The 25,984-nt window shown below is 61.0% G+C and carries 20 protein-coding genes; 7 read left to right on the top strand and 13 right to left on the bottom strand.

The annotated features are described in order from the left end of the window. Positions 1-441 (bottom strand): MFS transporter (locus tag ACCD02_RS31165; RefSeq protein ID WP_413310337.1); only part of this gene is annotated, 441 nt, incomplete at its 3' end. A 161-nt stretch (positions 442-602) separates the two neighbouring features. Here ACCD02_RS31165 and ACCD02_RS31160 point away from each other — a divergent pair. Beyond that, a complete protein-coding gene (locus ACCD02_RS31160; RefSeq protein WP_413310335.1) occupies positions 603-1,550 on the top strand; it encodes a LysR family transcriptional regulator in 948 nt (315 codons plus the stop codon). A gap of 185 nt (positions 1,551-1,735) precedes the next feature. Here the strand turns inward: ACCD02_RS31160 and ACCD02_RS31155 are convergent, their stop codons facing one another. From ACCD02_RS31155 to ACCD02_RS31145, 3 genes are all read right to left on the bottom strand, one after another. Next, the gene (locus ACCD02_RS31155; protein WP_413310334.1) at positions 1,736-2,140 is read right to left on the bottom strand and encodes a type II toxin-antitoxin system HicB family antitoxin; all 405 of its coding nucleotides are present in this window, start codon (positions 2,138-2,140) and stop codon (positions 1,736-1,738) included. Positions 2,141-2,175: 35 nt separating this feature from the next. Further along, on the bottom strand, positions 2,176-2,358 hold the full coding sequence (locus tag ACCD02_RS31150) for a type II toxin-antitoxin system HicA family toxin (RefSeq protein WP_413310332.1): 183 nt from the start codon (positions 2,356-2,358) through the stop codon (positions 2,176-2,178). Between the two features lie 150 nt (positions 2,359-2,508). Then, entirely contained in the window at positions 2,509-3,072 is a 564-nt protein-coding gene (locus ACCD02_RS31145; protein WP_413310330.1) for a TetR/AcrR family transcriptional regulator, read from the bottom strand. Positions 3,073-3,233: 161 nt separating this feature from the next. Between ACCD02_RS31145 and ACCD02_RS31140 the strand changes: the two genes are divergently transcribed. Next, complete coding sequence (locus tag ACCD02_RS31140; RefSeq protein ID WP_413310328.1) at positions 3,234-3,887, top strand: glutathione S-transferase; 654 nt, start codon at positions 3,234-3,236, stop codon at positions 3,885-3,887. 125 nt (positions 3,888-4,012) lie between these two features. Here the strand turns inward: ACCD02_RS31140 and ACCD02_RS31135 are convergent, their stop codons facing one another. After that, positions 4,013-4,234 carry a DUF6124 family protein gene (locus ACCD02_RS31135; RefSeq protein WP_413310326.1) on the bottom strand — a complete coding sequence of 74 codons (222 nt, stop codon included), beginning with the start codon at positions 4,232-4,234 and terminating at the stop codon, positions 4,013-4,015. Between the two features lie 456 nt (positions 4,235-4,690). Here ACCD02_RS31135 and ACCD02_RS31130 point away from each other — a divergent pair, with 456 nt between their 5' ends. Continuing rightward, complete coding sequence (locus tag ACCD02_RS31130; protein WP_413310324.1) at positions 4,691-4,858, top strand: hypothetical protein; 168 nt, start codon at positions 4,691-4,693, stop codon at positions 4,856-4,858. Positions 4,859-4,861: 3 nt separating this feature from the next. Here the strand turns inward: ACCD02_RS31130 and ACCD02_RS31125 are convergent, their stop codons facing one another. The 5 genes from ACCD02_RS31125 to ACCD02_RS31105 form a co-directional block, all read right to left on the bottom strand. Then, positions 4,862-5,383, bottom strand: a complete 522-nt coding sequence (locus ACCD02_RS31125) for an MgtC/SapB family protein (protein WP_413310322.1) — start codon at positions 5,381-5,383, stop codon at positions 4,862-4,864. Between the two features lie 213 nt (positions 5,384-5,596). Continuing rightward, positions 5,597-7,195, bottom strand: coding sequence for a lactate dehydrogenase (locus ACCD02_RS31120; protein ID WP_413310321.1), 1,599 nt, complete (start codon positions 7,193-7,195; stop codon positions 5,597-5,599). Between the two features lie 332 nt (positions 7,196-7,527). Continuing rightward, the gene (locus ACCD02_RS31115) at positions 7,528-8,745 is read right to left on the bottom strand and encodes a c-type cytochrome (RefSeq protein ID WP_413310320.1); all 1,218 of its coding nucleotides are present in this window, start codon (positions 8,743-8,745) and stop codon (positions 7,528-7,530) included. Between the two features lie 10 nt (positions 8,746-8,755). After that, positions 8,756-10,945 carry a molybdopterin cofactor-binding domain-containing protein gene (locus ACCD02_RS31110; RefSeq protein ID WP_413310319.1) on the bottom strand — a complete coding sequence of 730 codons (2,190 nt, stop codon included), beginning with the start codon at positions 10,943-10,945 and terminating at the stop codon, positions 8,756-8,758. 10 nt (positions 10,946-10,955) lie between these two features. Further along, complete coding sequence (locus ACCD02_RS31105) at positions 10,956-11,408, bottom strand: (2Fe-2S)-binding protein (protein ID WP_413310317.1); 453 nt, start codon at positions 11,406-11,408, stop codon at positions 10,956-10,958. A gap of 530 nt (positions 11,409-11,938) precedes the next feature. Here ACCD02_RS31105 and ACCD02_RS31100 point away from each other — a divergent pair. The 4 genes from ACCD02_RS31100 (at position 11,939) to ACCD02_RS31085 (ending at position 16,368) form a co-directional block, all read left to right on the top strand. Continuing rightward, positions 11,939-12,790 (top strand): sugar phosphate isomerase/epimerase family protein, encoded by an 852-nt coding sequence (locus ACCD02_RS31100; RefSeq protein WP_413310316.1) that lies wholly within the window; start codon positions 11,939-11,941, stop codon positions 12,788-12,790. A gap of 13 nt (positions 12,791-12,803) precedes the next feature. Then, positions 12,804-13,868, top strand: a complete 1,065-nt coding sequence (locus ACCD02_RS31095) for an isopenicillin N synthase family dioxygenase (RefSeq protein WP_413310315.1) — start codon at positions 12,804-12,806, stop codon at positions 13,866-13,868. A 77-nt stretch (positions 13,869-13,945) separates the two neighbouring features. Next, positions 13,946-14,749 (top strand): ABC transporter substrate-binding protein, encoded by an 804-nt coding sequence (locus ACCD02_RS31090; protein ID WP_413310314.1) that lies wholly within the window; start codon positions 13,946-13,948, stop codon positions 14,747-14,749. 56 nt (positions 14,750-14,805) lie between these two features. Next, positions 14,806-16,368, top strand: a complete 1,563-nt coding sequence (locus ACCD02_RS31085) for an amino acid ABC transporter permease/ATP-binding protein (protein WP_413310313.1) — start codon at positions 14,806-14,808, stop codon at positions 16,366-16,368. 129 nt (positions 16,369-16,497) lie between these two features. Here ACCD02_RS31085 and recD read toward each other — a convergent pair whose 3' ends face one another. Genes recD through recC form a run of 3 tightly spaced genes read right to left on the bottom strand, consistent with a single transcriptional unit; the run spans position 16,498 to position 25,750 of the window. Further along, entirely contained in the window at positions 16,498-18,594 is a 2,097-nt protein-coding gene (gene recD, locus ACCD02_RS31080; protein WP_413310311.1) for an exodeoxyribonuclease V subunit alpha, read from the bottom strand. Then, entirely contained in the window at positions 18,591-22,280 is a 3,690-nt protein-coding gene (recB, locus tag ACCD02_RS31075) for an exodeoxyribonuclease V subunit beta (RefSeq protein WP_413310310.1), read from the bottom strand. Before recB ends, recD begins: the two co-directional genes overlap by 4 nt. Next, complete coding sequence (recC, locus tag ACCD02_RS31070; protein WP_413310308.1) at positions 22,277-25,750, bottom strand: exodeoxyribonuclease V subunit gamma; 3,474 nt, start codon at positions 25,748-25,750, stop codon at positions 22,277-22,279. The genes recB and recC overlap by 4 nt, the downstream gene beginning before the upstream one ends. Positions 25,751-25,984 lie beyond the last annotated feature (234 nt).

Raw genomic sequence — 25,984 nt, 5'->3', positions numbered from 1 at the left:
GCCCCACTCGCCCCCCACCGCCATGCCTTGCAGGAAGCGCATCGCCACCAGAATCAGCGCGGCCCAGTAACCGATCTGCTCATAAGTGGGGATCAGGCCGATGATGATGGTCGGAATCCCCATGAGCATCAGGGTGAGCAACAGCATGGATTTGCGGCCGATCCTGTCGCCAAAATGACCGAAAATCACCCCGCCCAGGGGGCGACCAAGAAAGCCCACGGCATAGGTGGCGAAGGACGCCAGCACCCCGGTAATCGGGTCCAGTGTCGGGAAAAAGATTTTGCTGAAGATCAGCGCGGCAGCCGTGCCGTAGAGGAAAAAGTCGTACCACTCAATGGTGGTGCCGGCCATGCTTGCCATCCCGGCAAGACGATAGGAACGGGTTTTCTTTGCGGCACTGGCATCGAGCGCGCCAGCGTCAGCCGTAATGGCATTCTTCATAAACTCCTCCGCTTTATTTATTTTTGTGCAGGGTGTTCTGGATGTGTTTTTGTGGGACCGGCGTTAGCCGGGAATTGCATCAGGCGGCCTTGGTTGTGGGCGTGCTTCGGAGTATAGATGTGCAAACTTCTAATAAGAACGCACATAAAAGCAGGTTCAACATGCAAAAAAACCTCACCTCCCTGGGCGCGCTGAACTGGGATGACTTGAAGTTTTTCCTCGAAGTGGCGCGCACGCGCAAAGCCAGTTCGGCGGCCAAGCGTCTGTCGGTGGACTACACCACGGTGTCGCGACGGATCAATGCGCTGGAGGCGGCGCTGGGAACTTTGCTGTTCGAAAAATCACGCAACAACGGCTTTATCCTCACCGCCGAGGGCCAGCGTTTGCTGGGCTATGCCGAGTCCATCGAGAGCACGCTGCACCTGGCGTGCGAGCAGGTCTCAGGGTCCGGCGTGGCGCTGTCGGGGCATATCCGCATGGGCTGCACGGAAGGTTTCGGCAGCTTCTTCATCACCCCCCAGCTCAGCCACTTCCTCGATACTTACCCGGCCATTTCGGTGGATATCCTGCCGCTGCCGCACTTCATCAGCCTGTCCAAGCGCGAAGCCGATATCGTCATCGCCCTGGAACGCCCGGAACACGGCCCCTACGTGTGCTGCAAGCTGTGCGACTACAACCTGCGCCTTTACGCAACACGGGATTACCTGGAGCAACACCCGCCGATCCACACCACCGCCGACCTGGCCGAGCACCGCTTCATCAGCTACGTCGACGACCTGGCCTTCAGCTCCGAATTGCTCTACCTGGCCAACCTGCTCCCCGGCGCCCAGGCCCACCTGCGCAGCACCAGCGTCATCGCCCAATACGTCGCCGCCCTGCAGGGCCGGGCATTGGCGATACTGCCGTGCTTTCTTGCCGCGCAGGACCCTCGGTTGCTGCCGGTATTGGAAGAGGAAGTGAACATTACTCGGCAGTTCTGGATGTACTGCCGGGAGGATCTGCGCAAGTTGAAGCGCATTACCTTGCTGTGGGATTACATCAGGGAGACGACTGAGCTGAATCGGGCGTTTTTGTTGGGCGAGAGCAAGGTGGTGGGGTTTATCGATTGATAGGCCAGCAGGGGTGAAAGCACCTCCTGTGGGAGCCGGCTTGTCGGATCGACCCACCGTGGCGATCAAGTGCGCAGCGCTCGCAAGGACGTCGGTGTTTGATCCGACGCCATCGCCAGCAAGCCGGCTCCCACAAAAGCTCATTTCAGTTCAGGTATTTGCGTAGTGTTTGATACAGGCGAGGCTTATACCCGCCCCATCTTCTCCAGCGCCGCGTCAGCCAGGAATGTCGAACGGCTCTTGATGTTGTGATCACGAACGTACTGATCGATCCGCTGAATCACATACCCCGGCAGCGTGACATTGACCTTCTCGGTCTTGCCCAAGTACGGGGTGATATCGATTTCCAGCATGCCCCAGCCCATACCGTCGAAGTCCGGGTTCTTTGCGTGTTCTGACCATGCCTTGGGCTTGGGAATCTCACCGCCCGCTGCTGCGATTTCTTGCAGCATGATGTGGGCGATCTCGACGGCGGCGCTATGGGCTTGCTCGAAGGTATCGCCCGCAGTGATGGCACCGGGAATGTCCGGGATCTGGATGCCGAAGGCAGTGTGATCATCGCCCCGCTCGATGCAAATCGGGTATTTCATTTCAATCTCCCTGAAGCTGTGACGGAAAAAGCCGGTCATATCAGCCCCGCCAGCTTCTTGATTGCCCTGACAGTCCCAATGGGCAGGTCTTTCTTGGGATGCGGGACAGGTACAGTCTGGGGTCGGTCTGGATGCTTGAAGATGTGGTGATCTCCGGTGACCCGCCGCAGAATCCATCCCGCTGCCTCAAGCTCCTTGATCAATCTCCTGCTTTGCACCCCTTCTCCTTGCAGCCAATGCTGAAACTATAACCATGAAGCCGTTATTTTTCAGCAAAGAAAGATGCGCCTGGAGTTATATATTTATAAAAGAGCACGAGCCCCGTAGGAAATTGCATTCCAATTCAGTCCGTCGCCACGCCAGAACACCTACCCCGGCAACAACCCCGCCTCTCGATAGCTCTCGATCAACTCGTCATACAGCGCGATATCCGCTCGGCTGCGGGCCATCAGCTGCGCGCCGGCGACGGCGGCGTAGATAGCGCGGGCGCGTTGTTCACGGTTAGCGGCGGGCACCGTATTGGCGGCAAGGAGGACTTTGTTCAGCCAGGCGACGTTGATATCGGCGAAGGTGTGGACTTCAACCTTCACTTCGTCGGGCAGGTCATCAAATTCAGCGCCAAGGAAGCTACCCAGGCACAGGCGGTTATCGTTGGCCAATGACTTGCGGAACAGGCCGGGGTATTCGCGCAGGGCTTGCAGCGGGTCGGCGGCGTCGGCCAGCAGGACCTCCAGGGTCGCCGAGGTGTCTTCCCAGTAACGCCGGGCAACGGCGGCCCCCAGCTCGGCCTTGCTGCGGAAGTGATAGTAGATGCTCGCGCTCTTGATCCCGACTTCTTCGCCCAGATCACGGAAATTCAGGCCACTGTACCCATGGGCCTGGGCCGCGCATTTGGCGGCCATCAGTATGGCTTCCCGATAATTCGAACTCACTGTGCTGCCTCCCGCCCCTCTGCAATGGCTGGGCATAATAAGCGACAGCGGGGCTTGACCGATAAAAAATTAACGCCTATCGTTTTACCTGCCAACTGGCAGACAGGCAAATTTATCACGCCTCTCGCCTCTCCCTTGATCCTCTGCAAAGGCTTTGCTCAATGAAGATTTATGACTGGCACACCGGCCCTTATCCGGCCCGCGTACGTATTGCCCTGGCTGAAAAGAACCTGCAGGCGCAGGTGAGTTTTGTCTCGGTGGACCTGTGGAAAGGCGAGCACAAGAAGCCCGAGTTCCTCGCCCTGAACTACTCCGGCACCCTGCCGGTACTGGAGCTCGATGACGGCACCCTGATTGCCGAATGCACCGCCATTACCCAGTACCTCGATAACCTGCAAGGCACGCCGACCCTCACCGGCAGCACGCCGCGCGAGCAAGGTGTGATCCATATGATGAGCAAGCGCGCAGAATTGGAATTGCTCGATGCCATCAGCACCTACTTTCACCATGGCACGCCGGGGCTTGGCCCGGAGGTGGAGCTGTATCAGAACCCCGAGTGGGGCTTTCGCCAGCGCGACAAGGCGGTGCGCGGGATGCACTACTTTGATGGTGTGCTGAGAAAGCAGGCGTTTATCGCAGGGGACAGGTTCTCGATGGCCGACATTACGGTGATTGGTGGCCTGATCTTCGCCGGGTTGGTTGATCTGCAGGTGCCGCCGGAATGTACGGCGCTGCTGGCCTGGTATGGGCGTATGCAAGAGCGCAGCAGTGTGCAGAATTGGCAGACGTTGGAGCGAGGCTTGCCCGCGAATTGAGCGACACGATAAGTCAGGCATACCGCGTCGAGGCCTTCGCGGGCAAGCCTCGCTCCAACGGCACAGTTTTGACGTAAGCCGCTGCAACAAAAAACCGCCTGCATTCAGGCGGTTTTTTTATGCGGTCACGTCGCTCGCTGTGCCTGCAACTGCTCAATCTGATGATTGGCCAGGGCCTTGGCCATATCGATCAGGTACATCGCTGCAAAAGGCAGGTCGCGCTTGGTGCCATTGAGTTGATCGCCGGATTCGTAAACGACCGCTGCGGCGCAACGCAGGATCTCGAATATGCGGATCAGGGTTTCTTCGGTGGTGTGGGGTGGATCGGGGATCAATTTATCCAGCATACGTATTACTCCAAATAACCCCTTCGGACCGTTCTCACACGACGAAGAGGTGACGGCTGTAAACGGGGTGAGAAGCCGGGCACGCATGCAAACCCGGTCGGACCGAAATCCGCCCGCCACAGCCGTCATAGAGCACTTGCCGAAAACCGCTCGGCAAGAATCTGGACGTCTTGTTTACATACGTGTGCTTAACAGGCTCTCACACCCGACCACCGAACCTTTCAGTGGCGGGACGCAGGCTAGACCCTGAAATTCGCAGAAACAAGGGGGCCGAATTGTTAAGGAAATTTCACTCAAAAGAAAGGGAGCGGTCCTGCACATTCGTCACTTTTGGTGTGGCAAAACAGGCAATTCGCCAGCAGTTCGGGGCACCCGAGCATTGCTTTGAATCATTGCGCCCACGCTGCGGTCGAACCTGTTCAAGCGTCGAAAACCACAGACTGGAAGGTGAAACCGATGAGCATTCCGATCCCGGCAGAAACCCCTGATCCCAATATCGACAAGCCTGTCTTACCCGTGCCGCCACCTGAAGACCCACCTACGACAATGCCACCGGTCATTCCGAAAGGTGACCCGCCAACCGAAGAGCCACCCGCCATTCTTGAGGATGAGTTCTTCGAGTAAAGGTCAGGGCTGCTCCCGATCCTGGGGCTTGTTCTTGATCGGCACGATGCGTTCGACGAGGGACGGCATCAGGCTGAGGATGCCCAGCGCCAGCAGGGTGCTCAACACGGCCGTGGCTTCACGGCCCATCCCTGCGGCGGTGCCGATGGCGGCGGTCATCCACAGGCCAGCGGCGGTGGTCAGGCCTTTGACGTGGCTGGTGTCGTGGCCGTTGCCCTTGAGGATGGTCCCGGCGCCGAGAAAGCCAATACCGGCGACGATGCCCTGCACCACTCGGCTCAATGCCTGGGCATCGGAACCGGCCATGCTCGGCACCAGCACGAACAACGCCGCGCCCATCGCCACCAGCATGTGAGTGCGCATGCCGGCGGCCTTGCCTTGATGCTCCCGCTCAAAACCCAGCACTCCCCCCAGCACCGCCGCGATGACCAGGCGAACAGTGATACGGGTCAGTTCCGAGGCATCGGTCAGATCGGAAAATTCTGCTTCGAGGGTGTCGACGACTTCTTGCCACCAAGGGTTCATAGCGTGCCTGCTGATGAGAGGGTCCTGTTAAAGGAACAGACATCGGCCTGAAACCGGAGTGCAGCCCAAACGAACGATGGGAGCGGGTTTATCCGCGAAAGCTTTGGTTCAGACGACAGGGATAAGCTGTCTGGACCGGCCCTTTCGCGAATGAATTCGCTCCCACTGAGTTCGCTCCCAAGTGCTCAGATCCGCGTCAGGTCATCGGGGGTATCAGTCCCGAATCAACGACGGATTGGGTTGCAGCAGGATCTTGCTGTGCAGCTCTTTCATGTCGTCCAGCAACGTGGATTTGCCGCTCATCTGCCGTGAGTCGCGGTCACGCTGCAACGCGGCTTCGATCATGCCCAGCATGTTCTTGGACTTGGTCACTTCTTTGGGCGTGTAGATATCCGATTCGAGCTCGCCCATCACGTATTTGCGGGTGCGGGTGGTCTGGGTGGCGCTCTGGCTCAGGCTGGCTTCGACCAGTGAGCCTTTCTCGTAGGCCAGCTTGGTAGTGGTGCTCGCCTTGTCCTCGATCTCGGTGTAGTAGTAGTTCTGCGACTTTTTCTCACTGGTCAGCTCCAGCGTCGAACCTGGGTAGAGGTTCTTGTGGAACGCGGCGCTCAGGCTCGATTGCTGATTCTGTTCCAGCGAACGATTCTGCTGGCTGGTGCCCTTGGTCACGGAGTTCTGCGACACGTTGTAGGTGAACTTGTCGATTTCATCCAAATGCATCGGGTTAGGCCGGCTCTGAGGCTGGCCGATGGACGCAGTGAAGTCGGCCAGGCCCGTGAGCATGCCGTGGTCGACGTCGTTCAGGGTCATCGCATTAAGGCGCTGTGTCGCGCCGCCTGCTGCTGCGACCGGGCTATTGAAGCCATTCAGATCGGTGAAAGCCGTCTTGAACAGCGACATCAGATTATCGTCGCCTTCGCCGCGCTTGCGTGCCTCGTCAAACTGGTCGAGGTAAGCAGTCAAGGCTTTGGCTTGCTGTTCCTTGTTGCCGAGAATCGCGGCGTTCTTGGTGTCCACGGTCAGGGCAATATTGCCATTTGGCCCGACCAGGCTGAGGGACTTGGAGACACTGTCGGCATGGAAGCTGAAGGTCTGGGTCGTATCTTCATCGAGCTTGAGCGAGGAGCTCAGGTCTACCGAGGAAAACATGTTCGGGTCGAGCTTGGCCAGATCGCCCAGTTTCAGGCTCGGCGGCACGGCACTCAGACCATCGATGGCGCCCTGGAACGAGTCGGCCAGGTCACCCAAAGCACTCAGCTCTTCGGAGCTGAGCTTGCCGCCGGAGACATCGGCCGATACCGCAAGGCCTCTGCTGCCACCGGCCAGGCTCAGGGTCACAGTGGCTCCGCTGGCCATTTTCAGGGTCAGGGAGAAGGTGTTGGCGGATTTATTGTGCAGGTCACTCTGGGCCGAGGTGATGGCACTGGGTGAGTTGCTTGCGCTGGCCTTGAGCAACGATTGGGAAAAGGAAGTGGACTTGCCTTCCGCCAACTGCTGCATCAGGGCGGCGCCCACGCCGCGGAACCGGGTATTGGCAGAAGACGAGTCCAGGTTGCCGAGCATGGCGTAAGTGACTTTGTTGTAGCCCTCACTCTCCTGCACGACTTTCGATTCGGAACCGGTGACGGCACCGCGCGAGGTATAGGTCTCGGCATAGCCAATAGACGTATTTTCGCCAAGGATGACGACCGAGGCAGGCGTCGGCGTACCTGTCGTGGCGGAAGCCCCTGCATCACTTTGCACCGGAGGGGTCGTGCTGACGGGCAACAGCGCCGTCTGCAACGTTGGGTTCACTGCGGATATAGAAGTCATGGAGCTTCCTGGCTGGTTAGCGTCTTTGTATCGAGTTTGTATCTCCTTTTCGGGTTAGCGGCAGGGGGGTCGAAAGCTTGAGAAAGTTGGATCCCATAGTGGCCGAAGGGATGTTGCGAGATGTTTCAGCCTGATAAGACCGACCTGTAGGAGCTGCCGAAGGCTGCGAATGGCATCACACCGCTTTCGCAGCCTTCGGCAGCGCCTACAGGCGATGGCGTCAGGTCAGTCAATGAAGACGTTAACCGGTCCACCGCCATCGCCATCGCCAGCAAGTCGGCTCCTACAGGATCTCATTCCAGATCAAAGCAATGAGGGGTATCCGCTACCCGTCAATGCAGCGCACCCGCCCTGCTGCTCGTCACATCCTCGGGCTTGACCTGGCCATTACTCTGGCCAAAACGTCGCAGCACGAAGGTGCTGACAGCCGCCATTTCCGCATCGCTGTAGCTGCGGGCAAAGTTGGGCATGCGCTGGTCTACGCGCACGGCGCCCGGCGTATGACCTTCCAGCAGCGTGGCGACGAGGTTTTTGCCGGTCGGGTCGTTGACGGTTTTCAGCCCGGCCAGGCCAGCTACCGGCGACTGGTTGCCGGTGCCATCGAGACGGTGACAGGCCACGCAGTTGTCGTTGAACAGCTTCATGCCCAGGCCCGCCTGCAGCGCCGCGTCGTTGACGCTGGCTGCAGGACGAGGCACGCCGTCGGTTTGCGCCGGGGTGGACTTGAGGTAGACGGCAATGGCCTTGATATCCGCAGGCTCGAGGAAGCGCAGGCTGTGTTCGACCGCATCAGCCATCGGCCCGCCCGCCCCGCCGTAACCCGCTGCATAGCCGGTGGACAGGTAGCTGATCAGCGCTTCCTGCGGCCAGGCACCGATACCGTGCTGGCTGTCACCGCTGATGTTGTAAGCGCGCCAGTTGCCGATCTCGGCACCGGCCAGAGCCTTGCCGCTGCTCAGGGCCTGGAACATATTGCGCGGGGTGTGGCATTCGCCGCAGTGCCCCGGCCCCTGGACCAGATAGGCGCCCCGATTCCATTCGGCGGTCTGTTTGCTGTCCGGCACGAAGCGCTCATCGGAAGCGAAGATCAGGTTCCAGAAGGTCATGCCCCAACGCTGGTTGAACGGGAACGACAGGGTGTTTTCCGGCGGCGTCTGCTTGACCGGTTCGAGGCTGAACAGATAGGCCTTGATCGCCAACAGCTCATCGCGGGACATCAGCGTGTAGGAGGTATACGGGAAGGCCGGGTAGTAATGCTTGCCGTCCTTGCCCACGCCTTTTTGCAAGGCACTGACAAAGTCATCGTCGCTCCAGTTGCCGATCCCGGTTTCTTTATCCGGGGTGATGTTGGGCGAGTACAGGCTGCCAAACGGCAACTTGAATTCCAGGCCACCGGCATAGGGCTTGCCGCCGGGAATGACGTGGCAGGCCAGGCAGTCGGCGGCGCGGGTCAGGTATTCGCCCTTGCTGACCAGGGTCGGATCTGCGGCCTGGGATGTCAGTACAAAAGCGCCTGCCAGCAGGCCGAGCGCATGCTTGAATAATTTCATGGTGCGCTCCTCAAACAGTGAAATAGCCGAAACGGCTCAGGGGCAGACGACGCTCGCGCACGCCGGTTGCGGCATGCACGGCATTGACCAGAGCGGCCGCTGCGGGCACGGCACCGGTCTCGCCGACTCCACCGGGGCTTTCCAGGCTTGGCATCAGGTGCACCTCCACCGGCGGGGCGTCGCTCATGCGGATCTGCCGATAGGTGTGGAAGTTGGTCTGCTGCACTTGCCCTTTTTCGACGAGGACTTCGTTGAACAGCGCCGCCGACAGGCCAAACAGGGTGCCGCCTTCCATCTGGGAAAGCACCGAGGTCGGGTTGTTGACGAAGCCGCAGTCGACCACAGTGATCAGGCGCTTGATGTGCAGGCCTTTGTCGCCCTGCTTTTCAAGCTCGACAATGGTGGCGACAAAGCTGCCGAACACCGCCGAAACGGCAACGCCACGGCCGGAACCGGCGGGCAGCGGAGTCTTCCAGCCAGCCAGTTCAGCGGCCTTTTTCAGCACAGCCTGGGCACGGGGTTGCGACTGCATCAGGCTCAGGCGGTATTCCACCGGATCGACCTTGGCGTTATGGGCCAGTTCGTCGATAAAACTTTCCACGGCGTAAGTGCTACGCAGCGGGCCGACGCCGCGCCACCAGGACACGGCAATCGCTTCCGGATCCTGGCGGATGTAGCGCACCTGCAGGTTCGGCAAGGTATAGATCGGGTCGATGGCCACTTCCACAGCGTCACCGTCCACGCCATTGGGCGGCAATGCGCCCAGATAGGCAGCCACTACCGAGGCGCCGGCAATACGGTGCTCCCAGCCGACCGGACGCAGGTCCTTGTCCAGCGCCGCGTTGAGGCGATCGACGTAGTGCGGGCGATAAAGGTCGTGGGTCATGTCCTCTTCGCGGCTCCAGATCAACTTGATCGGGTAGCTGACCTGACGGGCGATATCCACGGCCTGAAAGATGAAGTCCGACTCCAGACGCCGACCGAAACCACCGCCGATGAGCTGGTTGTGGATCACGACCTTTTGCACCGGCATGCCGCAGACCTTGGCCGCACCCATCTGGGCGAAACCAGGGGCCTGGCAACCGACCCACAGCTCACAGGCATCGGGGCGCACATGGGCCACGCAGGTCATGGGTTCCAACGGCGAGTGGGACAGGAAAGGTTGTTCGTAGACCGCTTCGAAATGGCTCGACGCACTTTTCAAGGCACCGGCAATATCACCGGTCTGCTTGGCAAAGACGCCGTCTTTGGAGCTGGCATCGAGCAGGGCCTTGTCCAGTTGCGCGGAGTCGGTGTTGGCGTGCGGCCCCAGGTCCCATTCGATTTCCAGTGCCTTGAGCGCCTGCTGGCAGGCCCAGAAGTTGCTGGCAGTCACGGCCACGGCATTGCTCAGGCGGATCACGTCGCGCACGCCGGGCACTTTGCGTGCGGCATCATCCTTGACGCTGCGCAGAGTACCGCCACGGACCGGGCAGGTCAGGGACGAGGCAATGAGCATATCGGGCACTTGCAGGTCGATGGTGAACTTGGCGCTGCCATTGACCTTGTGCGGGGTGTCCAGGCGTTGCACGGGCTTGCCCAGCAATTTGAAGTCAGCGATGGCCTTGAGCGGGATATCCGTAGGCAACGGCAGTGCAGCGGCGGCATCTACCAGCTCACCGTAACCGGCGCTCTGGCCATTGGGGCCGATGATCCGGCCATTTTCGGCATGGCACTGGCTTGGCGCGACGTTCCAGCGCATGGCGGCGGCCTGGGTCAGAACAATACGCGTCCCGGCACCGGCCTTGCGCAGCGGTTCCCAGGTGTAGCGAGTCGAAGACGAACCGCCGGTGGCCTGAAATTGCAGCAGGGTGTCGGTGTACAACGCCGCATTGGGCGGAGCTTCGGCAATGGTCACCTGGCTCAGGGGCACTTCCAGTTCTTCGGCGACCATCATGGCAATGCCGGTCTGCACGCCCTGGCCCATTTCGATCTTTGGCGAAATCACAGTGACCTGGCCAGCGTGGTCGATGCGCACGAAGGCGCCATAGCCTTTCTCGGCGGCATCACCCAGGCGCGCGCCTTGAATGGCGTCGGCAGCAAAACCACGGGACACCAACGGTGGCAGCCAGGTACTGACCACCAGACCACCCAACAATGCGCCACCCTTGAGCAGCCCGCGACGCGAAACCATCGCGGCGGCTTGTGTTGTATCGGACATGAATACTTCCTCAGGCCTGGCTGACGCTTTTGATGGCGGCGCGGACGCGGGTATAGGTGGCACAACGGCACAGGTTGCCCGACATGGCGTTGACGATCTGTTCGTCATTGGCCTTGGGGTGTTCCTGCAACAGCGCGACCGCCGACATGATCTGCCCCGACTGGCAGTAACCGCACTGCACCACTTCGTGTTCGAGCCAGGCCTTCTGTACGGCCTGGCCGATCGGCTGCTCGCCGATGGCTTCGATGGTGGTGACCTTGCGGCCCGCCACGGCACTGACCGGCAGTACGCAGGAGCGCACGGCATGGCCGTCCAGGTGCACGGTGCACACGCCGCACTGGGCGATACCGCAGCCATATTTGGTGCCAGTCAGGCCCATTACATCGCGCAGGGCCCAGAGCAAAGGCATGTCATCGGGGACATCCAGCTCATGCTCCTGGCCATTGATCGTCAGTTTTTGCATCGCAACCTCGGGCGTCATCACGGTTCACGCGCACGGCTCGTCCGGGTCATGGCCCGGAAATGGCAGTGCGCGAAGGCTTCGGTTTCTTGCTGCATCCCGACAGAACATGGCTGCCGGGTTTATATGAATGGTGCAACGTAGAGCTATGGAATAGCTTTTAGGCGTATCCGTTATATAGAAGCAAATACAGCGGCCTATCAATTCGCGAGCTCGCCAAATAGGCCGTCTCATCGAAAAACAGCACTTATAGGTGACTAGTCTACTCAATAACACGGAAATAGTTAGTAACCTTTAGGATAGGTTGGCCGGGATCCACATAGTTTAGAAATCTCTGAACTATGGATTTAAGCTTTCCTATTCTTCCCGCTCGTCGGCCGCCAATAAGATCAGCCCCCATAACGAGTCGTTCCATCGAGATGCGACCAGCGCCTGTCTTGCAAATGGTTACTGCCCGTTGTCGCCTGCTCCCGAGCCCGTTCTGGTCGAGGCGCAACTCGTTCAATCATTAGTGCAAGCTCTGAGGTCGCTCGATGAAACTGGAAATATTCCGCACGCTATGGGGCTACACCGCCAGCAAGACCCAGGCTCTGGAAGAATTGCTCAAGGCCGGTTTCAACGGCATGGAAGCGCGCCTGCCACTGTCCGCCGTAGAACGTGCCGAATTCGCCGCCTTTCTGCGCAGCAATCAGGTCGGCTATATCGCCACCGTATTCACCGCCTACGACGTATTGCCCGAGCAGTCGGCAACCGTCGCCGAGCACCTGACCGATCTGGACAAGAAACTCGGTTGGGCAGGCGAAATGGCCCCGCGCTTCGTCAATCTATTGGCCGGCAATGATCGCTGGTCACTGGCCCAACAGGTCGAGTTCTTTGGCCAGGCCATGGAGCTGGCACGCAAGCACGGCCAGATGTGCACCTTCGAAAGCCATCGCGCGCGCTCGCTGTTCAACCCCTGGGTCACGCTGGAATTGATCCGCCAGTTGCCGGACATGCGTTTCACCAGTGATATCAGCCACTGGATCGTCACCTGCGAGCGTCTGCTCAATGATCCGGAAGACGACCTCAGCGCCTTTGTCGAGCGCGTCCATCACATTCAGGCCCGGGTCGGTTATGACCAGGGGCCGCAAGTACCGCACCCCGGCGCACCGGAGTACGCCAAAGAACTGGCCTTCCATCAACAGCATTGGGAAGCCATCTGGCGCTCGCAGCAGGCACGCGGTTATCAGGTCACCACCCTGACTCCGGAATTCGGCGCCGACGGTTACTTGCACCACCTCCCCTTCACCAATGTCCCGGTGGCCGATCTGTGGTCGCTGAATGTGTGGATGGGTCAGACCGAGCGCGAACACTTTCAACGCTTCACTCATTCTTCCAGCCGATAAGGAGCGTTTCGTCATGTCCGAACCTTCAGCAGCCGCCGTGCCTGCGACCGCCAATTTCAGCAGCATCCCGGTGGTGGATATCGCTGGCCTGTTCAGCGCCGATATCGAACAGCGCAAGCGAGTGGCCGCAGACCTCGGCGCCGCAGCCCGGGCCGTGGGCTTTCTGTACATCAAGAACCATGGCATCGAGCAAAGTCTCATAGACGGCCTGCGCCAGGCCGCCAAGGACCTGTTCGCCCAGTCCCTGGACTACAAGATGCAGCACTACATCGGCACTTCGCGCAGCCACAAGGGCTTCGTGCCGGAAGGCGAAGAGGTGTATGCCAAGGGCAAGCCCGATCACAAGGAAGCCTTCGACATCGGTTTCGAAGTGGGTGACGAAGACCCGCTGGTGATTGCCAAGACCCCGCTGATCGGCGCCAACGAATGGCCGGACCTGCCTGGTTTCCGACCAGCCGTAGAAGCCTATTACGCGGCAATTTTCGCTCTCGGCCGCCGCCTGTTCGACGGTTTCGCCCTGGCCCTGGGCCTGGAAGAAGGCTATTTCGACGCCATGGTCACCCGCCCGCCCTCCAAGCTGCGGCTGATCCACTACCCGTTCGACGGCGCAGCCCAGGACGCGCCCGGTATTGGTGCACACACCGATTACGAGTGCTTCACCATCCTGCTCGCCGACAAGCCGGGCCTGGAAGTGATGAACGATCAGGGTCAGTGGATCGACGCTCCGCCGGTGGAAGGCGCCTTCGTGGTGAATATCGGCGACATGCTTGAGGTGATGACCGCTGGTACGTTCGTTGCAACCGCTCACCGCGTGCGCACGGTCAGTGAGGAGCGTTATTCCTTCCCGCTGTTTTACGCCTGTGACTTCCACACTCAGATCAAACCGCTGCCGCAATTCGCCCAGGACGGCAAGGATTACGAGGAGATCACCATTGGCGAACACATGTTCGGCCAGGCCTTGCAGACCTACCAGTATCTGCGCAAGAAAGTGGCCAGCGGTGAACTCAAGCTTTACGACAAGGCCCGCAAGCCGTCGAGTTTTGGTCACTTGAAAAATCAGGCGACAGACCCGGCCTAAGGCTTCTGAAAAGAACAGAAATACCGCTTTGCCAACCACAACCGTGCTTAATCTTTCCTGATCCGGAGTCACCGACGATGCGCAACAAACAGAACACTGCTATCCGCTTGACCCTGCTTGCCGCCGCCGTGCTCGGTGCCAACCTGGCCCATGCGGCCGCGACCGTAAGCCCGGGTGTCTTCAAGGTAGGGATGGAAATCACCTATCCGCCGTTCGAGTCCTATGACGAGAAGAAAAACGTGGTCGGCGCCGACCCGGACCTGTCCCGTCTGCTGGCCAAGCACATGGGCCTGAAGGCCGAGTTCACCGATACCAAGTTTTCGACCCTGATCACCAGCCTGGACTCCGGCCACTACGACGCGATCATCTCCGGCATGTACGTGACCGATGAGCGCAAGCTCAAAGCCGATGCCATTCCTTACGCCAAGACCGGCGCAGCGATCATGGTGCTCAAGGGCAGCCCCCTGAGCCCGAAAGTGCCGGAAGACCTCTGCGGCCTGAAAGTCGGCCTGGAAAAGGGCACGACCTGGGTGGCCCAGTTCAACAAGCTGTCCACTGACTACTGCGTGCCGAACGCCAAAGGCGCCATCACCGTCAGCGAATTCCCGTCCGCCCCGGAAGTGACTCAGGCACTGCTGTCGGGCAACGTCCAGGCACAGGTGGAAATCGACGGTGCGGCCGGTCTGATCGCCGAGCGCACCAAGGGCCGCGTCGTGGTCAGCACCGAGCATTCGATCTATCAGCAAACCCTGGGTATCTACGTGAAGAAGGGCAATACCGAGCTGCATGACGCGCTGCTCAAGGCCTTCGAAGAGACCAAGAAGTCCGGCGAATACGCAGCCCTGCTGAAGAAATACAATCTCGAAGAACCAAGCAACTGATTCTTCTCTCTGTTTGACCTGTCGGCCTCCCACGGGGCCGACAGCTTGAGGTGCCCATGGAATTCGATTGGCCTTACTTTTTTTCCCTGTTCTCGATTGCGGATTTCTGGGAGTCCTGCATCACCGTGATCGAACTCAGCGCGCTGGGTTGGTTCATCGGCATGCTGCTGGGCTTTCTGCTGGCGTCGGCGAAGTTGTCGAGCGCCCGCTGGCTGAGTATTCCGGCGTCGATTTATATCTGGTTTTTCCGTAGCGTGCCGCTGCTGGTATTGGTGGTGTTCGTCTACAACCTGCCGCAAATGTTTCCCTTTACCCGTGAAGTGCTGTCCAACCCGTTCTACTCCGGCCTGCTGGCGCTGGTCGTGACGGAAGCGGCCTACATGGCGGAGATCCATCGCGGCGGGCTGATTTCCGTGGCCAAGGGTCAGAAGGAAGCGGGTCGTGCCTTGGGTATCGGCGTGATCGGCCTGCAACGGCTGATCGTGATTCCCCAGGCGTTCCGCATCTCCCTGCCAACCCTGATCAACGAATACATCACGGTGGTCAAGCTGACCTCCCTGGTCTCGGTGATTTCCCTGACCGAACTGCTGACCGTCGGCCAGCGCCTGTATGCGACCAACTTTCTGGTGATGGAAACCCTGTCGGCGGTGGCGGTGTACTACGTGCTGATCGTCACCGTATTCGGCTGGCTGTTCCAGCGTCTGGAGCAGCATCTGGAACTGAACAACCGCAAGCCCCAGACCCTGGAACACAGCGACGTGGAGAGCCTGCGCGCGCGCCTGGGCAAGGTTGCTCTGCGCAACGAGAATCAGGTCGGCAACGGCGTGGCCCCGGCGTTGCAACTCAAGAATATTCACAAGAGCTACGGCCATCATCAGGTGCTCAAGGGCATTGATCTGGACGTCAACAGCGGTCAGGTGATCTCCATCATCGGTCCGTCCGGCTCAGGCAAGACTTCGCTGATCCGCACCGTCAACGGCCTGGAAAGCATCGATAAAGGCGAGATCATCCTGTTCGGCGAAAGCTTTATCCATGCCGGCGACAAACCCAATAACCCGCAGATCCGTCGCGGCGTGCAGCGCATCGGCATGGTGTTCCAGAACTTCAACCTGTTCCCCCACCGCACCATTCTCGACAATGTCACCCTGGCACCGATCTATCACGGCCGCGATGAGGCCATCAGCGAAGAGCGGGCCTATGCCCTGCTGGACAAGGTCGGCCTGCTGGCCCATGCCCTGAAGTATCCGCACCAGTTGTCCGGCGGTCAGCAGCAACGGGTAGCCATTGCCCGCGCATTGGCGATGGACCCGCAGATCATGCTGTTCGACGAACCCACTTCGGCGCTGGACCCGGAGCTGGTCTCCGAGGTGCTCAAGGTCATCAGCGACCTGGCCAAGGAAGGCATGACCATGCTCATCGTCACCCACGAAATGGACTTCGCCATGTCCATCTCCGACCGGGTGATCTTTATGGAAGATGGCGTGGTCCAGGCCGACGCCGGCCCGCAGACCATTCGCGCTGGCAAGGCGGGCGAACGGGTGCTGCAGTTCATGGGGCTGGAGCGAGCGGCGGCGATGGAGTTTGATAGCGCTGCGGGGTTGATGGAGCAGATGGGTTAGGGGTAATCATTTCGGACCTTGCACAGAACGTGTGGGACCGGCTTTAGCCGGGAAAGCTGCGCGACAGACGACACGCCCATGTCGGATATAACGGCCTCTTCCCGGCTAAAGCCGGTCCCACAATGATTGTCAGGCTTTGGACAACCCCAACATCAACCCGCTCAGGCGCTTGACCTTGCGCCGCAGCGCTTCTTCGAACACGCCCTGGCGCGGTTCGATCAGGCTGAACCAATGCTTCGCCCGAGTGATACCGGTGTAGATCAGCTCCTTGGTCAACACCGGGTTCAACGCCTCCGGCAGGATCAGCGCCGTGTGGGCAAATTCCGAGCCCTGGGATTTGTGCACGGTCATGGCGTACACCGTTTCCACATCATTGAGCCGACTCGGCAAAACGAAGCGCACCCCGCCACTGCCGTCGTTGCGTGGAAAGGCTACGCGCAGCACCTGCTTGCCGGTCCTGGCGTAGTCGAGTTCGGGCAGGCACAGGGTGATGCCTATATCGCCATTCATCAGGCCCAGACCATAGTCATTGCGAGTCATCAGCACCGGGCGACCTTCGTACCAGGGTTGATCGCAGTTGATCAGCCCGGCCTGATCCAGCGCCGTGGTAATCCGCTGGTTCAGCCCTTCCACGCCCCACGCGCCCTTGCGCACGGCGCAGAGTAACTGGAAGGCATCGAAAGCTTCCAGCACCTTGCGCCCCCACTGGCTCCAGCACGGATCTTCCAGGGGCTCACTGGCCTGCGGCCGCTCCTGGGTCAGCACGCCGAGGTAGTAGCGATAACCTTGCGGGCCGTCGCTGCCGTGGCCATCGAGCAGCAGGCGTTCCAGGGCCTTGTCCTGTTCGCCCTTGAGCACCAGAGCAAACAGATCGGCGTGGCTGCGCGCGGCCAATAGGGCACGAGCCTGGTGATCCTGCTGGCTGTTGACCAGGCGCGACAACTGGCCGATGCCACTGCCCTCACCGAAACGTCTGGAATAACGCAACATCACCACCTGTTGCGCCAGCGGCTCGCGGGTCTGATCACCCGTCTGCAAATCGCTCTGGCTCAAATCCTCGCCGCTGACTGCCTGCAACCAGGCCTGGGTCTGCGGGCTGTAGCGCCCGGCTTCGGCGTCACGGCACAGATCGCCCAGTACCGCCCCGGCTTCCACCGAGGCCAGTTGGTCCTTGTCACCGAGCAAGACCATGCGTGCGTGGGGCGGCAAGGCGTCCAGCAGGTTGGCCATCATTTCCAGATCGATCATCGAGGCTTCGTCCACCACCAATACATCCAGCGGTAGCGGGTTGCCCGCGTGATGACGGAAGTGCCGGGTGCCCGGACGACTGCCGAGCAGGCGGTGCACGGTGGTCACTTCGCTGGGGATCTTCTGCCGCACCGCTTCGCTGACATCCAGGCTCAGCACCTGTTGGCTGATGGACTCGGTCAAACGCGCAGCGGCCTTGCCGGTGGGCGCGGCCAGACGAATGCGCAACGGCGTGCCGCTCTGTACCGCCGGGGCCTGCAACAAGGCCAGCAGGCGCACCACGGTGGTGGTCTTGCCGGTGCCGGGGCCGCCGGTGATGATGCTGAAGGCGCCACGGGTAGCAATGGCGCAGGCCAGTTTCTGCCAGTCGATCAGCGGGCTGTTGCCAGCGTTGCCGAACAGGCTGTCGAGGCGTTGCGCGAGATCGTCGGGAGCAGCTTCCTGTTGCGCCAGGCGCTGACGCAGGGCGGCATCGATGCGCCGCTCGTAGGTCCAGTAGCGGCGCAGATACAGGCGCTCGCCGGACAGCACCAACGGCTTGCTCATGCCGGCTTCACTGACATCATCGGCCTGGGCCACCAACCGACTGCGAGCCAGGGCCCCACACCAGGCATCGCCATCCAGCGAGACCAAGAGTTGCGATGGCAGCAGCATCGGCGTGTTCTGTACATCGCCTTCGGGCGGCAGGGACAAGGCGAAGTCCGGTGCCTTGAGGGTTTCGCGCAGGTCCAGGCAGACGTGGCCGTGGCCCAACTGGTGGCTGGTCAGGGCCGCCGCCAGCAACACCAGGGGATCGGCCTCGGCATCCAGCCCGCTGAGAAAGCCGACAAAGGCCCGGTCCAAAGCCCGCAACCAGCCGCGCTCGACCCAGCGCTCCAGCAATAACAGCAAATCATCGACCCGGCTCAGGGGAGTCAGGCCACTCAGGCTCTGATCGCCCAAGGGTGTCGGCAACAGATCGGCAAAGGAGCGGCTCATGCGGGTTCTCCGGCAAGCAGGTCAGGCTGGCCTTGAAACAACAGGTCCAGGCGTTCGATCAGTTCGCGGGGTGGCCGGGTAAAGAACAGGCCCTGGCCGGGGGAGTCGATGCCACGCAGGAACACATAGAGCGCGCCGCCCATGTGTTGGTCGTAGTCATAGTCGGCCAAGCGTGCCTTGAGCTGGCGATGCAGAGCCAGCAGATAGAGCACGTATTGCAGGTCGTAGCGGTTCTCCAGCATGGAATCGAGCATGGCCTGCTCGGTGTAGGCATGGTTATCGAGGCCCAGCCAGTTGGATTTGTAGTCGGCCACGTAATAGCGTCCCTGGTGCTCGAAGGTCAGGTCGATGAAGCCCTTGAACATGCCATTGATCGACACGGTCTGGGTCGCAGCCCGTGGCGCATTGTTGTGGGTGTAGCGGCGCACCAGGGCGTCCATTTGCGCCACATCGACCCTGTGACAGGCGAACCAGAATTCCATTTCGATGCGGTACTGATTGGGCTGATCAAGACCCGCCAGAGCCACCGGCGCGACCTGCGCGCCCAATGCGAGCGGCATGTTCAGAAGCTGTTGCAGCCAGTCACGCAAGGTGGGGATCCAGTTGGTCCAGCCACGCCGGTTGCAGCGCCGGGCCACTGCATCCTCGAGACGCTGCGGGTCGGCCGCGACCTGGGCGAAGCCTTCTTCGCCGGCCCATTCCAGCAAGCCATGGAGGAAGGTGCCGGGGTTTGAACCCCGAGGGAAACGGTGGATATCGCCGCCACTGGACGGCACTTCCCGTGGCGCTTCGGGATCGAGACGTTCGTCATCGAACAACTTTTGCTGCTGCGGCGTATCCGGGGATTCGTCGCTGCCGGCGACCAGAGTGTCACCGATGCGCAGGGCACTGTAGGAGGCGATCCACCAGTTTTCCGCCGCACTGCGTCGGGGCAGGCGCGGTTTGCGCAGGGCGGCCAGATTGGCCGGCGGGCTGAAGGTCTCTGCGGTGACCTCAGGGACGTCCTGCACCTGCAAGCCGTCGCAGCCTTGGGCCAGGTCTCGCAGCCAGCTCGCCAGGGCACCGGCATCGGCCAGCGCCAGGCCGCCACCGAGCAGGTAGCCCAACGCCGAGCGGTGCAGCATCGAGCTGCCGGAGTTGCCGCGCTTAAGGTCGGCGACGCCCAACCAGCAGGCGTGCTCGGAGCGGGTCAGGGCCACATAGAGCAGGCGCAGGTCTTCGGCCAGGCGTTCGTTGTCCGAGCGCTCGATCAACTCTTCGGTGGGCTTGAGGCTGATCTGCGCATGACCCTGTTCATCGTGGAAATGCAGGGGCAAACGACTGCCATCCACCGGCTTCGACGAGCAGATAAAGGGCAGGAACACCAACGGATATTGCAGGCCCTTGGACTTGTGAATGGTCACTACCTTGACCAGTTGTTCGTCGCTTTCCAGACGCAGAATCTGCTCTTCACCTGCCTGCCCGGACAAGGCCAGGTGCTCGCCCAGATGACGAATCAGTGCCTGCTCGCCATCCAGCTCGGCGGCGGCCTGTTGCAGCAGTTCGGACAGATGCAGCAGGTTGGTCAATACCCGCTCGCCATCGTTGCGGGCGATCAGCGCCTGGGGCAATTCGAAGTCATGGAGCAGGCGACGCAGCATCGGCAATACGCCTTGTGTACGCCAGACCTGTCGATAGCCGCGGAACTGCATGACCCGCGCTTCCCAGGCCAGTTCATCCTGATTGAGCCGCTCCAGTTCGGCCAGGGGCAGGTTCAGCGTGATGCAGGCCAAGGCCGAACGCAGGGTGCGCTCGGCGTCGGGCTCGGCACAGGCGCGCAACCAGGCCAGCACGTCATGGGCCTCCTGGGCGGCGAACACCGAGTCCTTGTCCGACAGGTACACGCTACGCACGCCACGGGCGGTCAGCTCGCCGCGAATGGCCTGGGCTTCCTTGCCGTCGCGCACGAGGATAGCGATATCGGCCGGCAACAGACCGCGCAGTACACCGTCTGCCTTGGCAAAGCCGGTACGGCCCTGCTGGCCGCCATTGAGCAGTCGCACGATCTCGCTGGCGCAACTGGCTGCCAATTGCTGCCGATAGCCCATGCCAGAAACCGGCTGGTCGCTTGCCAGGTGCCAGAGGGTCAGCGCCGCGCTCGGCTCACCGTCGATCTGCAACACTTCCTTGCGGCCTTGGGACAGCGCCGGCAGGAACGGCACCTGATTATCGTCCCCCTCACGAAACAGAAAGGCACCGCGACCGATATCACGCTGTTCAGCCCGCAGGAACAGATGATTGACCGTCGCGACCATGGCGTGACTGGAGCGAAAGTTGGTATCCAGGTTGTGCCAGCGCCCGGCAGTCGCCGTGCGGGCGCGCAGGTAGGTGTAGATATCGGCGCCGCGGAAGGCATAGATCGCCTGCTTGGGGTCGCCGATAAGAAACAGGCCGGTGTCGCGCCGGTTTTCTTCAAGGCGATAGATTCGCTCGAAAATCCGGTACTGCACCGGGTCGGTGTCCTGGAACTCATCAATCAGAGCCACCGGAAACTGTTCGCGAATCAGACTGGCCAGACGCTCGCCACCCTCGGCGCCTAGCGCGGCATCGAGCCTGAGCAGCATGTCGTCGAAGCCCATCTCGGCACGGCGACGCTTCTCCTCCTCGAAGCGCAGGCCGACCCAGTACGCGGCATGCTCAAGCACGGCGGCGTCGGGCGTCGGCAAGCGGTCGAGCGCAGCCTTGAGTTCAAGCATGGCGTCGAGGGCCGGATGCTCAGGCGCACTGCCCTTCCAGGCTTCGGCCATGCCCTCGGGGGTCAGGCGGGTGAAGCCGGTACCGATATCCAGCACTTCCTGGGTCTCGTCGCTAGCCCAGTCGGTGATTTTGTCGAACCACGGTTTGAAGTAGCGCTCCTGCATCTTGCGCCCGTCGACGGCCTTGCTTGCCACAGCATCGAGGCAGATCCGGTATAACTGCGCAGACCATTCAACCCAGGGAGCCTTGAGGGCTTTCAGGGCGTCGCGACGCTCCTGCAAGGCAGTAAGGATCAACTGCGCAGGCTCCTGTTGCGGCACCTTGCGCTCGCTGCCGAACAGCCCACGTACCCGTGACAGCAAGGCGGCCGGGCCGCCCCAGTTGGCGCGCACCCAGTCCAGCGCGTCGGCACTCATGGGGTAGCAGAAGCGCCGCCAGTAGTCGCGCAGCACTTCGCCGAGCAACTCGCTGTGATCGGTTTCCAGGCTCTGGGTAAACAGGCTGCCACTGTCGAAAGCGTGCTCACGCAGCATGCGCTGGCACCAGCCATGGATGGTCGAGACGGCGGCTTCGTCCATCCATTGCGCAGCGATATCCAGGCGACTGGCGCAGGCCGACCACTGCTCGGCGGCATACTGCTCGCGCAAGCCGGCAAGCAAGGCATCGGGGGCGGCGATTTCGTCACGGAAGAAGCGCGCGGCTTCGGCCAGTCGCGTACGGATGCGGTCGCGCAGCTCCTTGGTGGCAGCGTCGGTGAAGGTCACCACAAGAATCTGTGGTGGCAGCAACTCGCGGCCGAACGAGGACTCATTGTCACCATGGCCAAGGATCAGGCGCAGATACAAGGCGGAAATAGTAAAGGTCTTGCCAGTCCCGGCGCTGGCCTCGATCAACTGGCTGCCGTGCAGCGGGAAACGCAAGGCCAGTGGCAGTGAGTTAGCGTGAGTCATGCGCTGGCCTCCGCGCCGGACAGGGACTGCCAGGGCGCGTTGAGAATCGGTCGATACAGGGTTTCGCACCATCCCTGGAATTCTTCGCTGTCGATCAGCGCGGCGAAGTCCGGGAACTGCCGGGCCAGGGCGGTACTTTCCCGACGCTCGCCATCGCTGTTCACGCCGTCCCCTTCATAGGCCTTGCAGGCGGCGGCTTCGGCCTTGGCCGGATCAGTCTGGCCGAGCCAGGCAAAGGCGGTCTTCACGGCCACCGGCAACGGTTGGCCCATGCCGTTGAGCCAGGCCGTCAGCAGATGCTCCAGAGTAGTCCGGGCATGTTCGAGGGGCAGCGCTTCGAGCAGCAGAGTGTCGTCACTCGCCACCAGCGCCGTACTCAACGGCAAGCCACAGGCGCAGGCCACCAGATGCGTCACCCAGGGCCGCACAAGGCGATGCCATTTGCGGGTCTTCTTCGAGCCGATCGAGTTGGGGATCACATGAATCAACAGGTACTGGTTCTGCGCGTTCTGCCGCAGCCCGCCGAGCCAGCCATCCACGGTGACAGCCTGATGACTGAAGGTCATGGGCAGCGCACTTTCCAACGCGTGCGGCCAGAGTTGCAGCAGCGCCTGATAGCGTTGCAGCAGCTCGGGCAGCGGCTCGATCAGCTCCTGCTGCAGACTGGTGCCGAAACCGGCCAGAGGCAACAGGCCACTGGCTTGCAGGCGGCGGGCCTGGGCTTGCAGGGCATCGTCGCTGTCTGCCGCTTCAACGAGGGCGGCGGTCAGCAGGCTTTCGCTGAGGCTATAGCGCTCCAGGGCATCAAGAACAAAAGGTTCTTCATCGGCCAAGGGGGCTTCAGCGACTTCGAAGTAAATCTTCAGGCGCTGACTGAAGAAATGTTTGACCGGATTGCGCAGGAAGTCTTGCAACTGCATCAGGCTCAGGGGTTCGTCCTGCTCGTGTTTGGGCAGGGTCGGCAGCGGCGTTGGTTGCTCCAACGGACCGTGCAGGACCTGCCATTCCCGGGCATAGCTAAATAGCGCAGAGCTGCCTTCATGGAAATACTGGCCACTGAAGGGTTGCAGCGGATGGTGCAGGGTCAGGGCCTCAAGCAACTGTCCTCCAGCATCGTCCGCCGGTTCGGCACCGGCCAGTTTCCAGCCGCTGGCCAGATGATCGCGTAGCTGGCCGATCAGTACCGATGCCGGGCGCTCACTGTTGTCACGAATGCTGTGGCCGACCCAACTGATATACAACTGCTCACGTGCCGACAGCAGGGCTTCAAGCAGCAGATAACGGTCGTCCTCGCGGCGTGATCGATCGCCGGGGCGGTAGTCGCCGCCCATCAGGTCGAAGTCCAGGGGCGGTTGCGCCCGTGGGTAGTCGCCGTCGTTCATACCCAGCAGGCACACCAGCTTGAAAGGGATGGCGCGCATGGGCATCAGGGTGCAGAAGTTCACGGAACCGGCGAGAAAGCGCTGGGACAGTCGGCCCTGATCAAGACCGGCCAGCCAGGCTTCGCGGACCACGGTCAGGGGCAGTTCGTCAGTCAGGCCGACGGCCTCACAGGTCTGCATCCAGGTTTCGCGCAGTTGCTCAAGCTGACTGAGCAGGTAGTCGTCATGCTCGCTGTCCGCGCGGAAAAACACCTGGATAAGGGCCTGCAGGCGCATGCCCCAGGCCTCGGGGGTGGCGGTCTGCGAGAACTCGCGATGGGCGACTTCCAGGGCATCGATCAAGGCCACCAACGGACCGATCAGGGCAGCGTCGAGGCCACCGATTTCGTCATAGGGCTCGATGCCCTCATAGGCAGCACCAGCACCGACTGCGTAACCAAGGAGCATGCGGCGCAGGCCGAAATGCCAACTGTTCTGTTCAAGGCCTTCTGGAAGGCCGAGCCCGGCACGCTGGTCGGCACTGAGCCCCCAACGAACGCCGGCACCTTCGATCCAGCGATGCAGGGTCGGCAGATCACGCTCCTGAATCTTGAAGCGTGCGCGCAAGGCCGGGACGTCCAACAGATCGAGGATCTCGCTGACCGGGAAACGGCTGTCGGGGATCTTCAAGAGATGCTCGACGGCGATCAGCAGCGGATCACGGCCACGCTGGCTCTGATCTGACAGGGTAAAGGGGATGAAGCGACTGTCATGGCGATCGAGTTGGCCGAATACGGCGCGGATATGCGGCGCGTAACTGTCGATGTCCGGAACCATGACGATGATGTCCCGAGGGCGCAGAGCCGGGTCCTTGCTGAAACGGGCGAGCAACTGGTCATGCAGCACCTCGACTTCACGCTGAGCGCTGTGGGCGACATGAAAGCGGATGGAGCGGTCATCCAGAGGCGCCACGGCGGGCCATAGCGCCCGGGTTTCGTCCAGAGGGCGCAGCTCGAGGATGTCGTCCTGCAACTGACTGAGCAGCGTGGTCGGTTCACTTTCACTGAACAGGTCGATGCGCTCATCCTTGAACCAGGAGCGGTAACTGTTCGGTTCGTCGTGGGTGTCCAATAGATTGATGTAGTCACGGCCTTGCTTGCCCCAGGCCGCGAGCAGCGGATGAGCATGCTGGTGCATGGCTTCGGCATCGAGTATCTGCGGCATGCCGCTTTTGCGGGTCTGGCGTTTGTACTGATGGCGCAGCAGGTCTTTATCGGCAACGATATCGGCCCAGTGATGGCGACAAGGGTTATGCACACACAGCAGCACCTGACTGAATTTGGCCAGGGCGGCAAGAGCTTCCAGCGCCTGAGCAGGCAGTGACGAAATGCCGAAGACAATCACTCGCGCGGGCAGGCCCGACGGTGCCTCACTCAATTGACTCATGTGTTCGATAAAGCGCTGATGCACCCCGGCACGGCTCTGGGCCATGCCTTGCTCACCCACATCCAGCAACAAGGCACGCCAGAGCTCGGCCTGCCAGATATTGGCCGGGGCCAGTGGGTTCATCTCGCCACGCACGGTGCGCAATTGATGGCGGCCAGCGGCCCAGTCTTCCAGCCAGTCAGCGCGATACACCTGGTATTGGTCGAACAGGTCGGCCAGGCGTTCGGACAGTTGATAGCGTTTGCGCAGATCGGTATCGGCCGTGAGGAAGCGTTGCAGCGGTTCAAAATGGGGCTGATCGATCAGGGCCGGCAGCAGACGCATCAGGCGCCAGGTCAACGGGGCTTTATCCAGCAGGGAGATTTCCGGTATCTCTTCGCGGCCCAGCACCAGCCGATACAACTTCCACATGAAGCTGCCGGGGAGCTGCACATCGATAGCAGCGGCAATCCCGCAGCCACCTTGATCGTCCTGCAGGGCATCTTCGGCTAACGCCAGTTTTAGCCACTGGGCGATACCGTTGCTTTGTACCAGGGCGATCTCGTTTTCCAGCGGCGCCAAGGGATAACGCCGCATCCAGGACACAACCAGACTGCGCAGCTCGTCCGGGCGGTTGCCATGCACCACCATGAAACCGGGGCTCAGAGAGGTTGTGACGGACATGGCTGCTTCCTTGGCTGATGGGGCGAATATCTAAGGCCGAACCTTAAGGGCAACAGGGGATGATTGCCACCGGCAATTGGGTCTGTGGCGCCGGTGTGGGACCGGCTTTAGCCGGGAAGGGCCGGTACATCCGCCGCCTTTGCATGATTCCCACAATGCCTTCCCGGCTGAAGCGGGTCGCACATTTTCTCGCGCAAAAACAAAACCCCATCTGCTTTCGCAAATGGGGTTTCG

Origin of the sequence: Pseudomonas sp. Pseusp88, from assembly GCF_047303955.1 — a bacterium.
GTDB lineage: Bacteria > Pseudomonadota > Gammaproteobacteria > Pseudomonadales > Pseudomonadaceae > Aquipseudomonas.
Note: the sequence above shows the minus strand (reverse complement) of the source record. Positions and strands in the feature narration are given on the sequence as shown.

Coding starts and splice junctions, on each gene's coding strand:
- recB (WP_413310310.1), bottom strand. CDS start 22,280: ATGACTCACGCTAACTCACTGCCACTGGCCTTGCGTTTCCCGCTGCAC.
- ACCD02_RS31135 (WP_413310326.1), bottom strand. CDS start 4,234: ATGCTGGATAAATTGATCCCCGATCCACCCCACACCACCGAAGAAACC.
- ACCD02_RS31085 (WP_413310313.1), top strand. CDS start 14,806: ATGGAATTCGATTGGCCTTACTTTTTTTCCCTGTTCTCGATTGCGGAT.
- ACCD02_RS31130 (WP_413310324.1), top strand. CDS start 4,691: ATGAGCATTCCGATCCCGGCAGAAACCCCTGATCCCAATATCGACAAG.
- ACCD02_RS31115 (WP_413310320.1), bottom strand. CDS start 8,745: ATGAAATTATTCAAGCATGCGCTCGGCCTGCTGGCAGGCGCTTTTGTA.
- ACCD02_RS31140 (WP_413310328.1), top strand. CDS start 3,234: ATGAAGATTTATGACTGGCACACCGGCCCTTATCCGGCCCGCGTACGT.
- ACCD02_RS31120 (WP_413310321.1), bottom strand. CDS start 7,195: ATGACTTCTATATCCGCAGTGAACCCAACGTTGCAGACGGCGCTGTTG.
- ACCD02_RS31110 (WP_413310319.1), bottom strand. CDS start 10,945: ATGTCCGATACAACACAAGCCGCCGCGATGGTTTCGCGTCGCGGGCTG.
- ACCD02_RS31125 (WP_413310322.1), bottom strand. CDS start 5,383: ATGAACCCTTGGTGGCAAGAAGTCGTCGACACCCTCGAAGCAGAATTT.
- ACCD02_RS31105 (WP_413310317.1), bottom strand. CDS start 11,408: ATGCAAAAACTGACGATCAATGGCCAGGAGCATGAGCTGGATGTCCCC.
- recC (WP_413310308.1), bottom strand. CDS start 25,750: ATGTCCGTCACAACCTCTCTGAGCCCCGGTTTCATGGTGGTGCATGGC.
- ACCD02_RS31090 (WP_413310314.1), top strand. CDS start 13,946: ATGCGCAACAAACAGAACACTGCTATCCGCTTGACCCTGCTTGCCGCC.
- ACCD02_RS31160 (WP_413310335.1), top strand. CDS start 603: ATGCAAAAAAACCTCACCTCCCTGGGCGCGCTGAACTGGGATGACTTG.
- recD (WP_413310311.1), bottom strand. CDS start 18,594: ATGAGCCGCTCCTTTGCCGATCTGTTGCCGACACCCTTGGGCGATCAG.
- ACCD02_RS31100 (WP_413310316.1), top strand. CDS start 11,939: ATGAAACTGGAAATATTCCGCACGCTATGGGGCTACACCGCCAGCAAG.
- ACCD02_RS31095 (WP_413310315.1), top strand. CDS start 12,804: ATGTCCGAACCTTCAGCAGCCGCCGTGCCTGCGACCGCCAATTTCAGC.
- ACCD02_RS31155 (WP_413310334.1), bottom strand. CDS start 2,140: ATGAAATACCCGATTTGCATCGAGCGGGGCGATGATCACACTGCCTTC.